Raw genomic sequence first — 14792 nt, 5'->3', positions numbered from 1 at the left:
TGTTCGAGATCAGGCCACTCAATAATTTCGAAAAATCACATACAACCTAACAATGAGACCTTAAATAATGCTCCAGATTATCCGAAAAGGCGATCAAACCACTCACGGTGGTTCAGTCATGACCTGTTCTGCCACAATGATATTTGGCGGGGTTGGCGTGGCGCGTAAAGGTGACATGGTTTCCTGCCCGATACCAGGTCATGGTCTTACAACGATCATAGAAGGTAACCCGGATTACCTTGATAACGGGATCCCTGTAGCCTTTCACGGCCACAAGTGCGGTTGCGGTTGCACATTGATCAGTTCTTTTGTACCAGCTAAGGTTGCCTGAGTATGCCCGTGTTGCTGGATGCTATCCCCGATAAAGCGGCGAAAGTGCCGCGACCCGATACCCGCCGTTGGCTACTGTTCCTGGCATTTGTCATGTCAGGGGGGATTGCGTTAGCGCTCTGGAACTGGACGACGGAGCGAACAGGTTTTATTTTCTGGTTTACCGCGCTGGGATTACCCTTCTGCACATGGGGACTTTTTTTCTCCGTTCGACGGTTCGCATATAAAGCAGGGCAGGTTGGGTCTGAGTCCAGGAATGTGGAACGGGAGAAACTGATTGAACGTGAAACGCGCCGGGGTCAACGCTGCGCGTGGATACTCGGTACTTGCATTCAACATATTTCCGGAAATAAACCAGGGATGCTTAGTAATGCGGTTATGCATCCCACACCGACAACCGGGATATCCACGCCACGTGGAGGTACCGCTGCCGTCAGATATGCAGCCCTCACGGCCTTTCAGACCGACTTAGAGAACGAAATTATTTCCACCGCGTCAACGCTCGTTGCCCATGTACAAAAAATTACCGACACCCTGCCTAAGGATATTCCCTGTTGTGTGATGCTGGACTGCGACGACGATATCCTGGAACCGGTGGAGAAACACCTCAAAAATGAACTCGCTGCAAAAACAGGGCGAGTTTTCAGGCTTCTTGCGGGAAAAGGTCTTGTTGCGTTTGATGCCTGGCTGGATAACCGATGGGAGCATCCGGGCATTCTTGTCGCAGTGACGTTTTCATTGCCAGCGCAGCCTAATGTAAATGACGCTGATGCAATTACTCTTGTGGTGCTCAGCAACCGTAAGGCTATTGGTTATCCAGATGCGGTATGCCTTCATCGTCCTGAAAAGGGCCTTGAACACACGCTGGGAAAAACACTGCAACGGGCAATATTATGGGCTGGGAAAAGTTCTGAAGCACTAAATGCTGGTTGGCATACCGGACCAATCACATCCAGGGGGAGCGCGTGGAATAAAGCCTGCGAAGATAACGGAGTAATGTTCAGCTTGTCAGAAGACAATCGCAGTATTGATCCGGCACTGGGATATGCCGGTCGTGCCGCCCCCTGGCTTGCCATAATTCTTGCCTCGGCTGTCTGTAACGAGAATGGCCCCCAGGTTATCGCCGCACAACCCGCCGCTGACAAAGACGACATCTGGGTAGCGGTCATCACCAAAGAAGAAGTTCGCAAGGGAACGCCCAAAAATGTCTAAGGTAAAAGTAAAAACACTCATCGGCTCCGTTGTGACTGTCGCCTTTTTTCTGACGGTTATCGTGGCATTTCTCTTTTATGCCTTTCCGGAAAATGTCGCCTTGGCCACGGGGTTTGGGCCGTATGACGGGCTACGGATCCTCACGTTCAGTGCCATCCTGGTTGCCGCGATGCTTTTATTCGGCTGGCTGATTGAGAAGGCCTTCGACTTCGCAGGTAAATCGGGGCTGTATTTCCACTGGGGTCAGAAAAAGGCGCAGATGGTCGCCCCGGCAACAGGCACCATTGCGAGCGAAGATGATGAAGAAGAACCTGTCTTCAGCGAAGACGCCGTGTCCGAACACCTGCGCTTTCGCTATGGACGCCGCTGGCAGCGTAAGGTGCGAATCCTGCTGGTGATGGGTAATCCGGACGACGTCCAGAAAGCGGCCCCAGGCCTGTCTCATGACCTCTGGCAGGAAGGCGACGGCAACGTGCTGATTTATGGCGGTGATGCGCAGTCACTCCCGGATGAGATCTTCCTTTCAAAACTGGTACACCTGCGATCCGGGCAACCGATTGATGGCATCATTCAGGTGATGAGTACCTCAGCGCTCCCGACGGACAGCGAGCGGGATGCCTTCTTGCGTTGCCGCCAGAAAGCCGACCATCAGCTTGGCTGGCAGGCGCCTGTCTGGCTGTGGCTGACTGATAAGGCTACCGGTGTTCATCAGGACGCGGAAACGACTGCGACAGGGGTCATATTCGGGCCGGAAGGCACCGTGAAAGGTGCGGGTGAAGGGTTTTCTACACTGGCGCTACACCTGCAAAAAGCAGGTATGGCACAGATAATGAATAATCCGGCTGACTTTGGTCTTCTTCAGTTGTCCCTCCGACTGCGGCAGGAGCTGAAAGCCAGTCTGGCTGTTTTACTCAGCGGGCTGATGCAGGGATCTGCGGCCTGGCGTTTACGTGGTGTCATGTTCAGCCCCGAACTGGCCGTTGCCGGAACGGTACCAAATACACGCCTCGACACACCGACCTGGAAAGCCGTCATTGATGACTGTGATGCCGTCAGCGGCAGAAAGCTGGGCTTCGACTGGCTGAAGATGCTGCGGTTAATTCTGCTTTCCCTGATTGTTCTGTGGGGGGCCGGTACACTGCTGTCCCTGATCGTTAACCGTACCCAGATTTATCAGGCACAGGAAACAGCGAGTCAGGCAGCGGATACCACAAAACCCCTGGCAGAACGCCTGCACAACCAGCTCGTACTCCAGCAAGCCATTGCCCGTCTGCAACACCGTGAGGCGACCAGCGCTCCATGGTACACCCGATTTGGTCTTAATCAGGACAGCGACACGCTGGCCGCACTCTGGCCGCTGTATGCGAAAAACAACGCACAGCTGATGAGGGATGCCACCGCAGATAGTCTCAGGCACCAGCTGAATGCCTTTGTGCAACTTCCTCCTGCCAGTGATGCCCGAATGCAGGGTACACAGCATACCTACGACGCGCTCAAAAGTTATCTGATGCTGGCCCGTCCGGACAAAGCGGACGCAGGCTGGCTGGCAAAAAACGTGCTGAAAGCCTTACCGAAACGCCAGAATGTGCCGGATGGCATATGGCAGGACATTGCACCTAAACTGCTGGGCTTTTATGCGCAAAACCTCCCGGCACATCCGGAATGGAAAATTAAGCCTGACGCGGAATTAATCAGCACGATCCGTCAGATCCTGCTTAAGCAGGTAGGTCAGCGTAACGCTGAATCTGGCCTGTATCAGGACATGCTAAAGCGCGTGGCCAGCAACTGGCCTGATTTAACGCTTGCCGATATGACAGGCGACACCGATGCCTCAACGGTATTCAGCACTGACGAAGTCGTCCCCGGTATGTTTACGCGTCAGGCCTGGGAAGAGCAGGTTCAGGATGCGATTAACGAGGTCGTCAAGACACGCCGTGATGAAATTGACTGGGTACTGACGGATAAGACGCACCAGACAGGGAGCGATATCTCCCCGGAGGCGCTGAAAGCCCGCCTGACTGAACGCTATTTTACCGATTTTGGCAATGCCTGGCTGAACATGGTCAACAGCATTCAGTGGCAGGAAGCCACGTCACTTTCTGAGGCGATTGCCCAGCTCAACCTGATCGGCGATGTCCGTCAGTCGCCGCTGGTGGCACTGATGAACACGCTGGCCTGGCAGGGCAAAACAGGGCAAAAGGGCGAGGCACTGGCCGATTCGATTGTCGATTCGGCGAAAAAGCTAATCGGTCAGAAAAAAAATGCCAGACAGTTTATTGAACAGGCACAGGGCCCAAAAGGGCCGCTCGATGAGGTGTTTGGACCGCTGATGGGGCTGATGGAAGGTAAAGAGGGCACCGGTGCCAACGGTAACCTCAGTTTCCAGTCCTGGCTTGCCCGCGTCACGCAGGTACGCCTGAAACTCCAGCAGGTTACCAGCGCCCCGGATCCGCAGGCCATGTCGCAGATGCTGGCCCAGACAGTATTCCAGGGCAAAGCCATCGATCTGACCGAGACCCGCGACTATGGCAGTCTGGTTGCGGCGAGTCTGGGGCAGGAGTGGAATGGATTTGGCCAGTCGTTATTTGTGCAACCGCTTGATCTGGCCTGGCGGCAGGTACTTGCCCCGGCTGCGGGAAGCCTCAATGCCCGCTGGCAGTCGACCATTGTCGAACAGTGGAATAAGGCCTTTGCGGGACGCTATCCGTTTAAAGCCACCGGCAGCGATGCCTCGTTGCCGTTGCTGGCTCAGTTCCTGCGTAGCGACTCAGGTCGAATCACGACCTTCCTGAAAACGAATCTTGGCGGGATCCTCCACCAGGAGGGAAATCGCTGGGTCGTTGACCTTTCCGCAAGTCAGGGGATGGTTGTCAGCCCGGATTTCCTCCGGGCGATTAATCAGCTGGCGGAACTGTCAGATATCGTGTTTTCGCAGGGCGATGCGGGTGTTCACTTCGAACTGATGACGCGTCCTTCACGGGATGTTGCCAGAGTGCAGTTTACCCTCGATGAGCAGAACCTGGATTACTTCAATCAGATGGAAAGCTGGCAAAGCTTCACCTGGCCTGGAAACACTTACTATCCTGGCGTGTCGCTCAGCTGGCGTAGTGTGAACAGCGGCATGCAGCTGTATGCCAGTAACCAGGGCAACTGGGGTTTCATTCGCCTGCTGGACAAGGCTCTCATCACTCCGCTTGACGCCAGCCGTACACAACTGGTGTGGATCACCGCCGATGGCAACCCGCTGAAGTTTGTGATGCGTAGCGAGCTCGGTACAGGTCCCCTGGCATTGCTGAAACTTCAGGGATTCACGCTGCCCGACACTATCTTTAGCGTCGCAGCTGGCGGAGAAGAGCGCCAGTAATGATGGGCGGGAAAATTTACCCGGCATTGGCTTTCGCAAAACAGGTTGAAGGCTGGTCTCAGGGTATTTGCAGCAAAGTGAACCGATGGCACGAAACTGAATCCTCATCCCCATGCCAGTTTATGACCTTTCGGCAGTGTCGCGCATGGCTCAGCGACTGGCTGAAGCATAATCCAGCGCCAGGTACACCAGGGGACAGCACCTCCGCGCCCCATCGGCGCCTTCGTCCCCATGTCAGAAAAGCCCACAGGTAAAGCTACTGGAAGGCCAAACCCACTCAGGGGGAGGAGAAAAGTAAGCTGCTGAAATGGAAGCTACCGCAAATCGTCAATGGTAAGGACGACGATTCTCTGGAAGCGGTCGTGAGGTTTATGAAAGAGACAAACAAACGGGAAAAAGAATGAGCTCACCGGAAGAACTGTTAACCGCCTGCGCCACCAGGCAGGAAGAAAGGCAGCGCCTCATCTCGCGGGCAAATGATGCCCTGTCGCTCTGGGATAACTGGCTGCACCCGTTCACCTCCGGGGCAGAAACCGGGGACGATCCCGCATATGATGATAATTTTCAGCTGATGCGTGAGGAGATCAACAAGCTTTCAGGTACCGATTCAGCGTTATTGTGTGAGCTGGCCCAGAAGTGTCTTTGCGAATGCGCCAAAGACATTCGTGTCGTGACCTGGTACGTGCAGGCCCGACTCAGCCGCGACGGTGAAAAAGGGTTGTCCGAAGGCTTACTGCTTCTTGTCGCGATGCTGGCCCGCTACGGGCAGGCATGCCATCCCCGGCGTCCCGTAGCCCGAAAAGCTGCGCTGGAGTGGCTGAACAGTGCAAAAGTGATTGATGCACTGCTGTTATGGCCCGAGGTGGACAGCAATGATGCCGGTCTGACGGCTGGCGTCATCAGCCTGCTTGAATCCACAGTGGCTGACTGGCCGGAAGCCGAGAAACCGTCTTTTGCAGGCCTTTGTACCGCTCTTGAAAACCGTCTGGCACGTTCGGGTGGCATGGAAGCGCTGGTCCCCCAGAACAGCAGTACCAATGAGCACGGGCGTGAACCTGCCCATTCTGATTCTCCGCAGCTGTCAGCCGTGAAATCTGGCCGCGATTTACTCGACCAGGCAAAGTTACTTTCCCGCTGGCTGAGCGAGCAGCCGCAGGGCTGGCTGGCTTCTCATCGACTGATAAAGACCGTGCGGTGGGATACGGTCGATCAGATCCCTCCGCTGGACAGTAGCGGGCGCACCCGCCTGGTACCGCCTAAACCCGAGTATCGAGCTCAGTTGAAGCGCCTTTACCTTCAGAAAAACTGGGTCGAGCTGGTTGAGCAGGCCAGCCAGATGTATTGCGAAGGCGTGAATCATTTCTGGCTCGATCTCCAGTGGTATCTCTGGCAGGGGCTCAGCCATGCGGGTCAGCCCTGGGATACCTGGTCAGACTCCGTCCTGTTCGATCTGCGGTTGCTGCTTAAACGCCTCCCGGGCCTTGAAGGGCTGGCATGGAATGACGGCACTCCCTTTGCCGACGAAGTCACTACTGCCTGGATTGCTGAAAAAGTGAATGAAGAGGGCCTGATGTACGGCGATGAATCCGCTACCGTCGTTAATGGTCAGGCGGACGATGTGCTGCTTCTTGAGTCCGAAGCCATGGAAAAGGGAGACACCGAAGGGCCTGAAGCAGCGCTTGCCTGGCTCCAGTCCCGACCGGGGATGGATACCCCGCGCCATCGCTGGCTGATACGCCTGCTCATGGCCCGGGTGGCAGAGCAGTATGGCCGAAACGATATGGCGCTTCATCTGCTTGGTGAACTCACTACCCGTGCGCCACTGCTGACGCTGGAAGACTGGGAGCCCGCTCTGTTGTTTGAAGTCCAGGCCCGACGCCTGAAGCTGCTACGCATGAAAGCCGGTCGCAGCGAATCTGATAAAGCCCGTCTGATGCCTGAGATGGATACGCTACTGGCGGGTCTGATCGCCATTGACCCGGCCCGTGCCATGGTGCTCTGTGGCTAATGTTCTCTTTAATAATTTTCAGGAATGCCGTGCATGGATGATTTAACCCTGCGCTATTACGAAGCTGAGATGCGCTACCTGCGAGAAGCCGGTAAAGAGTTTGCCCGGGCTCATCCGGATCGTGCTGCGATGCTTAATCTGGATAAATCCGGCGCCCGCGATCCTTATGTGGAACGCCTGTTCGAAGGCTTTGCTTTCCTGATGGGCCGTCTGCGTGAAAAGCTTGATGACGACCTGCCAGAGCTGACCGAAGGTCTGGTGAGCCTGCTGTGGCCACACTATATGCGGACCATCCCGTCGCTGGCCATCGTCGAGTTCTCGCCTGACTGGCGTAGTCTGCGTCAGGCCGAAATGCTGGCTGAAGGCTTCTCCGTTCTGTCTCGTCCTGTCGGGCCGCACAAGACCGCCTGTCAGTACCGGACGACTCGCGATGTGCCGCTACAACCGCTGCACCTTGCAGATGCCCGCCTCCATACTGAAACCGATGGCCGCTCTGCTATCCGTCTGCGCTTCGAATGCCCTGAAAAAGTGGACTGGAGTAAAGCCGGGATCGACAAAGTCGCCATCTTCCTCAATGCAGAAAGTCCAGTTAGCTATGCGCTGCATCTGGCAATGACCCGTCGTGTTCACGCCATGTATGCCCGTCACGCCGGGACCTACATCGAACGCCATCAGTTCGATGGCTGGTGCAAACCCATGGGCTTCGATGACAATGATGGACTGTGGAAGAAAGCCGATACCGCCTTTAGCGGTTACCAGCTGCTGCTGGAATATTTCAGCTTCCGTCCGAAGTTTATGTTTGTTGAGTTACGTGGACTCGACAGCATCGGGCTTTCTGCCACAAGCACCTGGTTTGAAATCGACATTGTGCTCAGTGAAGCCTGGCCATCCGATCTGCCTTTTGAGACAGAAAACTTCCGTCTGCACTGTGCACCGGTCATTAATCTCTTCACTCTGGAAGCCGACCCGCTGACCCTGGATCCGCTCGATAATGAATATCTGCTCAGGCCGCTGCGTCTTCAGGATGGTCACACCGAGATTTACAGCGTCGATAACATCCACGGTGCGGTGAAGAATGGCAAACACCCCTATGTACCGTTCACCAGTTTCCGCCACCGGGGCGGTATGATGCGCCACGATGCCCCTGAGCGTTACTTCCATACCCGCGTGAAACGCGGCCCCTCTGGTCTGTATGACACCTGGTTAATTCTCGGGGGCCGCGCGTTCGAGCTGGAGCAGTTGTCCGATAAACCAGAATCCCTTTCGATGCGAATAACCGGTACCAACGGGCAGCTTCCGCGTAAGGCACTGGAAAGCACACTACTGGACAGGGCCGTGAAAGCAGGCAAAGTGCCCGTCAGGGTACTGAACCTCTCGGCCCCCACCATGCCACTGTATCCCCCGGCAAACGACCGTTTCCACTGGCGGGTGATGAGTCACCTCGGATCAAACTTCCTCAGTATGATGGATAACCCTGAAGTCCTGCGGGGGACGCTGGCGCTCTATGACTGGACTGACGATGAAATGAACCGCCGTCGGCTTGAAGCAATCGTCGCCGTGAAGCACACCCTGATCCGTCGTTTTGAGAAGGGTTTTATGCTCCGGGGCGTGGACATTGAGGTCACGCTGAATATGGATAATTTTGCAGGCGAGGGTGATGTGAATCTCTTCGGGGAGATGCTGCACCGGTTCTTCGCGCTCTATGCCGATATTCACCTCTTTAATCAGCTCACGCTGGTGCTGCAACCGACAGGGAAACGACTGAGATGGCGCGAGAATCACAGCCAGCACGTACCGGGCTGACGCTGGCCCTTAACAAAGATATCTGGCGGGCCAATTTCTATCGTTTCTGCCAACTGCTGGAGCAGGAAAATCCGGACGCCCCGAAACTGGGTACCACCAGCCATCCGGGCGACGATCCGGTGCGTTTCAGGCCCTGGCCTGGTATGGGTTTTCCGGTCAGTACCCTGAAAGCGGTTGAAACCGATGAAGACCATCCGGAATTGCCGCCGACCGTCCGCACCACATTCCTCGGCATGTATGGCGTGGATTCGCCTCTGCCGACGTCCTACCTGGACGACATTGCGCAGCGCCGTGAAGGACACGAGGCGATCACCTCATTTCTGGATATTTTCAGCCACCGGATCACCACGCAATATTACCGGATCTGGCGAAAATACGCCTATCCGGCGACCTTTGAGGCAGGTGGCCGCGATGCCATATCACAGTGTCTGCTGGGGCTGGTCGGCCTTGGTATACCGGGCACGGCTGAGCAGGTGGCAACGCCGGTTTCACGCTTCCTGGCCCTGCTGGGCACCATGCGATTACCCACCCGCAATACTGAAGGCATCCGGGCTCTGGTGAGCCTGCTGGCACCGAATACCCGGACAATTATCACCGAACCCGATCCGGTTAAGGTGCATATCGATAACCGTAGCGGGCTGGGTATCGGGAACCAGATCCGTCTTTCGCAGCGAGCCACGCTGGGTAAAACCGCAAAAGAAGCATGCAGCCGGGTCCTGGTGTCACTGGAGACAGCGGATCCTGACGAGGCGGAAGGCTGGTTACCCGGTGGTGTCCTTCATACCGATTTGATGGTCCTGCTGCGTGTCTACCTCGGCTATCGCAGTGACGCCCGAGTGCGCCTCACCGTGCCTGTGCGATTGCTCCCTGAGCCTCGTCTGGGCAAGGGCAGGCGTATACAGCTGGGCAGAACCGGTTTACTGGGTCTGAAGGAAGGCAAACTCAATACGCCACGGGAAAGTCTGACCGTCAATCTGGGTTGCTATGAAGGGCTTCACTATTCGGTACTGCAACCCGCAGAAGACGGACATTACCGCTTCGACTAATCACGTATTCCCTCTCTCAATAAAGGAACTTTTGAATGGCAACAGTAACCCGCTGGTGGGCGCTGACGCTTATTGCCTGTGGTCTGCTCGCAGGCTGCGGTCTGACGCAGACCGTCACGGACGGTACGGTCAGCATCACGAAATCCATCTTCTATAAGAAAATTAAAACGCTGCATCTGGATTTTACCCCACGCACGGCCATTAACGCCGATGCCGCGCAGACACCGCTGGCAACAATGGTGCGGGTTTATCTCCTCAGGGATCGGAAAGCGGTTGATGCCGCTGATTACCAGACGCTGCTGCGCAATGCCGATACGGTACTTAAGGACGATGTTCTGGCATCAAAAGAGCTGCTGGTGATGCCCAACGGCAGCGTTTCTCTGAATATGCCCATGGATGAAGAAGCACAGTTCGTGGCGGTGGTGGGATTGTTCAATCGTCCCGATCAGAAAAACAACCGCTGGCGTCTGGTACTGACCCGTGACGACCTCGATCCGGACAAACCCCGGACCATCGAGTTGGGTGACGGCTGGCTCAGCCTCGAGCCGGTAAAGGAGTGACATAATGGATAACTGGCTTGCGCTTTTTGACGGGCAGACTCGCTATTTTCTGGATATCAACGACAGCCAGGTAAAACCGGATGTTCTGCGATTTCGGGGCAGGGAAGCACTGAGCGAACCGTTCAAATGGGATATTGAGTTCACGACCCAACAGGCGAATATCCCCCCTGAACAGGTCCTGATGAAATATGCCTCTTTCCGGATGCGGAGCGGTAAAAATGTCCACGGCATTATCACCCGCCTTGAATGGCTTTCCACTTCAAAGGATCAGTCCCATTACCGTCTTACGCTCAGTTCCCGCCTGGCGCTCCTGGGATACACCCGGCAGTGTGCGGTATATCAGAACCAGTCCGTTCCTGAGGTGGTGGAGCAGGTGCTGCGCAAACACGGGCTGGAGGGACCTGATTTTGAATTCCGCCTGGAGCGCACGTACCCGCCGCGTGAAATTATCACCCAGTGGCGGGAAACGGACCTTGAGTTTATCCAGCGCATTCTGTCTGAAGTGGGGATTTACTGGCGTACGGTGATGGACGACGTGCGCGGTCTGGATACGTACTTACTGGCCGACAGCCAGCTTAACTACCAGTTTGATGTGCGCCTGCCCTACAGCGAGCCGTCGGGTCTGTTTGACGGTGCGGCAGAGTCGGTCTGGGATGTACGAACCTGGCACACCCTTGCCACCGGCACGGTCGCCACGCGGGATTACAACTACCGGACAGCCTTCACGCCGATGGATGCGACGGTCAGTGTGCGTAACGATGCGGTCACCACCGGAAAGCATTACCGCTACGCAGCGCCTTATCGTGAAGCAGGTGATGACACCAGCCCGGAGCCGGAGACCGAATCCGGCGCGTTCTGGGCCCGGCTCCATCATGAGCGGGAGCTGAACAGAACGACCCGCATTCACCTGTTCAGCAACGCTGCCCACCTTGCGCCGGGACAGGTGCTTGAGCCGCAGGGCGATGTCATAACTGCCCTGAAAGAGGGCGTTATCCTCACCCTGGTGACCTACCGGGGGGCCCGTGATTCCCGTCTGCATGTGTCGGTCTGGGGGATGCCTTATACCGAACGCTACTGTTTCCGCCCAACTGAAATCCCGCGCCCTGAAATCCACGGCACACTTCCGGCCCGCGTCGAGAGCCGGGAGAAAAATGATATCTACGCGCACCTGGATGAGCAGGGTCGCTACCGGGTAAAGCCGGACTTCGACCTCGAAGGAACAGAGCAGGGCTTTGGGTATCTGTGGCTGCGTATGGCGAAGCCGACTGTCGGTGACACGCTGGGCTGGCATACGCCGCTCATTGACGGCACTGAAGTGGCCATTGCGTATAGCAATGGCGATATTGACCTGCCGTACATCGCGTACGCACTGCACGACTCCGAACATCCGGACCTCGTGAACCGGGATAATCACACCCGAAATATCCTCAGAACACCCGCTAACTCAAAATTGCGGATGGAGGACAAACGTGGCGAGGAGCATATCAAGCTCGCCACGGAATACGGCAGGACGCAGCTCAACAGCGGGCACCTGGTGGACAATCAGGGCAAATCCCGCGGCACCGGTAGCGAACTGCGCACTGATGAACACGGGGTTATCCGCGCCGGAAAGGGGCTGTTCATCAGTGCAGATGCACAGGCGAAAGCGCAGGGCGAAGCCCTGGACATGGATGCCGCGCTGAAGGAAATCGACAGGCTTAATCAGCAACTGCAACAGCTGGAAATGGCCGCCGAAAAAGCGCAGGCCCTGAAAGCGGACGTCGACAGCCAGGTACAAATGTTTGAGCAGCGGCTGAAACCGCTTAACGAGGCGTTGCAGTTCTCAGCCCCGGAAGGCATGGCCCTGACCAGTGGTGAAGATATGCAACTGGCCGCAGCACGAAACGTGGTCGTCAACGCCGGGGGCGATATCAGCGTCGGAACAATGGGCAATCTGACCGCACTGGCCGGAGAAAAACTGGGGCTCTTTGCCCGCACCGGCCAACTGAGCGTCAAATCCGGAGAAGGACCAATAGATGTCCAGGCGCAAAACGCCAGCCTGCGGTTTTTCGCTGAGAAGAAGCTGACGCTGAGCTCGGCGAATGACATCTCCCTGGCCGGAAAAAAACGTATCACGCTGATCGGCGGCGGAAGCTATCTGCGACTTGAGGCCGGGAAGGTCGAGTATGGTACGACGGCGTCTTATTTGCGGAAGGTGAAGCGGACGATGTTTGCTGGTGCAACCAATCTACCAATTGAGTCATTGAAGCAGATGGTAATGATCACTCAGTATTACGACAGAAAGTTAAATTTCTCTTCAAATGTCAATTATCGTGTTGAAACAATGGAGGGAGAGGAAATACTTTCAGGCTCTGGCGCAGATGGATATATCGACAAGAAAGACAGTGAATCTGAGTATTGGGTATTTTTAAGCTGAGTAATAATTCAATGAAAAAAATAAATATTGAAGTCGATGGTACACCCTATTTTATCGTTACAAAAAATGAAAAAACGGAATTAGGAGTAAAAGGTAATACCACGCCTGAAAAAGATGAAGAAGTCCATAAAATTGAAGTGCCAAACATTTTGATAATCACAAGAAAAAACGCTGATGTTTTGTTCGTTTTGAGAGGGGGTGAAAAGGATTCTTTTAAAATCATGACAGCTCAAGAGTTGTATGATAAATTCCAGTATCAATGGTTTGAACCATTGGCAGATAACTATCGGAAATTGTTGTATGTTAACGAAGCTGATTACGCAAAAGAAGCTTACAAAATATTCACTTGGGATGATATTGCAGAATTTTCAGTTATCGATAGAACGCCTTTGGCTTTTCGTCCAAAAGGTGAGGGCGACTGGAAAAATAATAGTGTGGGTGGTGCCAGCTATCTCCTCGTAATGATAAATAAAATTCCATACTGGACTGATGCCGTTGGGCAAATACCTTTCGCCATAGACACATATAGAATGGAAAAAAATATACCATCAACAGTTGAAACCGGTATGATATGGGGAACTGGTAAACGTACTGATGTTGCCGATAGAACTAATACGTATGATAATTTCTTTGTGCTCCGAGGGGCGTTATATGCAAGCCAAAGATTTACATATAGCATTAAATCTGGTGGTAGCACTTACCCTGCTGTGAATGTTGTCGAGCAAGATAATGGAGCGTCAACTGATGCATTAGGTAACTCTATAACCTCAGAAGAGTATGATAACTATGCGGCATGGAATAAATAAAAACATTAATTCATTTAATAGTAAACTACTGATCGGCTTGTTAGCATGTATGATCTATAGAATCATCACCATTTCGATTTCTTTACTTTACGCCCAGTTTTTTATTCCACATAAAATCCACATATCAACAAACCTATATGGTTTTTATGTATATTTAATTCTTGTGTTTTGCATATTTATATCAGCATTTGTTCCCAGGCAAGCAATAGGTATCATCGTAGCAATAAGTTCAACTCTGCTATTGGGGATTGAAATCTTTGAAGCTGATTTTCCATATAGGGCCTTATTGTTTATTCTCTCTTCTTCTTTGTCTTATCTATTTGTTTTCTCATTAAATGGTCAATTGAGAAAAGTACCTTCTGAGTCGCACACATCCAAAACAGCAAGGCGACTTAAATATATTCTGTTAATTGTTTATCCAGCATACCTCTTCTTTGAAGTGGAAATGTTCAGGAATGTTTCATTATTCATTGCCTGCGTTATATTTCTGGCCTTTTCTATATCTTGGTTGAATAGAAATTTACAATAAAGGCATAAGCAATATATAAATTCTCACCGGCAATTTTACAGGTAATCTTCTTCTTGAGCTTACAAATGAGGAAGATCCCAGAGTACAGTTAACATTTATGAGTGTCTCAATATATGGGGAATGGCTCCAACGCTTTTCCAAATAGTCGATATCTGCAAGGCAAGAAGTCAACAAAATGTTAGCGCTTTTTGACGGACAGACCCGTTACTTTCTGGATATCAACGACAGCCTGGTAAAACCGGATGTTCTGCGATTTCGGGGCAGGGAAGTACTGAGCGAACCGTTCAAATGGGATATTGAGTTCACGACCCAACAGGCGAATATCCCCCCTGAACAGGTCCTGATGAAATATGCCTCTTTCCGGATGCGGAGCGGTAAAAATGTCCACGGTATTATCACCCGCCTTGAATGGCTTTCCACCTCAAAGGATCAGTCCCACTACCGTCTTACGCTCAGTTCCCGCCTGTCGCTCCTGGGATACACCCGACAGTGCGCGTTATATCAGAACCAGTCCGTTCCTGAGGTGGTTGAGCAGGTGCTGCGTAAACACGGGCTGGAGGGACCCGATTTCGAATTCCGCCTGGAGCGCACCTACCCGCCGCGTGAAATTATCACCCAGTGGCGTGAAACGGACCTTGAATTTATCCGGCGCATTCTGTCTGAAGTGGGGATTTACTGGCGTACGGTGATGGACGACGTGCGCGGTCTGGATACGTAC

The 14792-nt window shown here is 53.7% G+C and carries 10 protein-coding genes; all 10 read left to right on the top strand.

Annotated elements, in window-relative coordinates; genetic code table 11:
* The first annotated feature begins 67 nt into the window (after nucleotides 1-67).
* Nucleotides 68-331: a PAAR domain-containing protein gene (locus tag L466_RS23265; protein ID WP_071993110.1), complete on the top strand. Its 264-nt coding sequence runs from the start codon at nucleotides 68-70 to the stop codon at nucleotides 329-331.
* Between the two features lie 2 nt (nucleotides 332-333).
* Complete coding sequence (locus tag L466_RS06830) at nucleotides 334-1542, top strand: hypothetical protein (RefSeq protein WP_032681310.1); 1209 nt, start codon at nucleotides 334-336, stop codon at nucleotides 1540-1542.
* Nucleotides 1535-4906 (top strand): ImcF-related family protein, encoded by a 3372-nt coding sequence (locus tag L466_RS06835; RefSeq protein WP_032681309.1) that lies wholly within the window; start codon nucleotides 1535-1537, stop codon nucleotides 4904-4906. The genes L466_RS06830 and L466_RS06835 overlap by 8 nt, the downstream gene beginning before the upstream one ends.
* Before the next feature lie 400 nt (nucleotides 4907-5306).
* Complete coding sequence (gene tssA, locus L466_RS06840) at nucleotides 5307-6914, top strand: type VI secretion system protein TssA (protein ID WP_032681308.1); 1608 nt, start codon at nucleotides 5307-5309, stop codon at nucleotides 6912-6914.
* Nucleotides 6915-6947: 33 nt separating this feature from the next.
* Nucleotides 6948-8717: a type VI secretion system baseplate subunit TssF gene (gene tssF, locus L466_RS06845; protein WP_032681307.1), complete on the top strand. Its 1770-nt coding sequence runs from the start codon at nucleotides 6948-6950 to the stop codon at nucleotides 8715-8717.
* Nucleotides 8681-9763, top strand: a complete 1083-nt coding sequence (gene tssG, locus L466_RS06850; protein WP_032681306.1) for a type VI secretion system baseplate subunit TssG — start codon at nucleotides 8681-8683, stop codon at nucleotides 9761-9763. The genes tssF and tssG overlap by 37 nt, the downstream gene beginning before the upstream one ends.
* Nucleotides 9764-9798: 35 nt before the next feature.
* Nucleotides 9799-10323, top strand: coding sequence for a type VI secretion system lipoprotein TssJ (gene tssJ / locus L466_RS06855; RefSeq protein ID WP_032681305.1), 525 nt, complete (start codon nucleotides 9799-9801; stop codon nucleotides 10321-10323).
* A 4-nt stretch (nucleotides 10324-10327) separates the two neighbouring features.
* The gene (locus L466_RS06860) at nucleotides 10328-12739 is read left to right on the top strand and encodes a type VI secretion system Vgr family protein (protein WP_032681304.1); all 2412 of its coding nucleotides are present in this window, start codon (nucleotides 10328-10330) and stop codon (nucleotides 12737-12739) included.
* 11 nt (nucleotides 12740-12750) lie between these two features.
* Entirely contained in the window at nucleotides 12751-13545 is a 795-nt protein-coding gene (locus tag L466_RS06865; protein ID WP_050594880.1) for a hypothetical protein, read from the top strand.
* A gap of 704 nt (nucleotides 13546-14249) precedes the next feature.
* The coding region (locus L466_RS06870) for a contractile injection system protein, VgrG/Pvc8 family (RefSeq protein WP_032681303.1) at nucleotides 14250-14792 on the top strand (543 nt) is incomplete at its 3' end.

It is taken from the genome of Enterobacter sp. BIDMC 30 (genome assembly GCF_000534355.1).
Taxonomy (GTDB): Bacteria; Pseudomonadota; Gammaproteobacteria; order Enterobacterales; family Enterobacteriaceae; genus Enterobacter; species Enterobacter ludwigii.
This window is presented reverse-complemented; position numbering and strand designations above follow the sequence as displayed.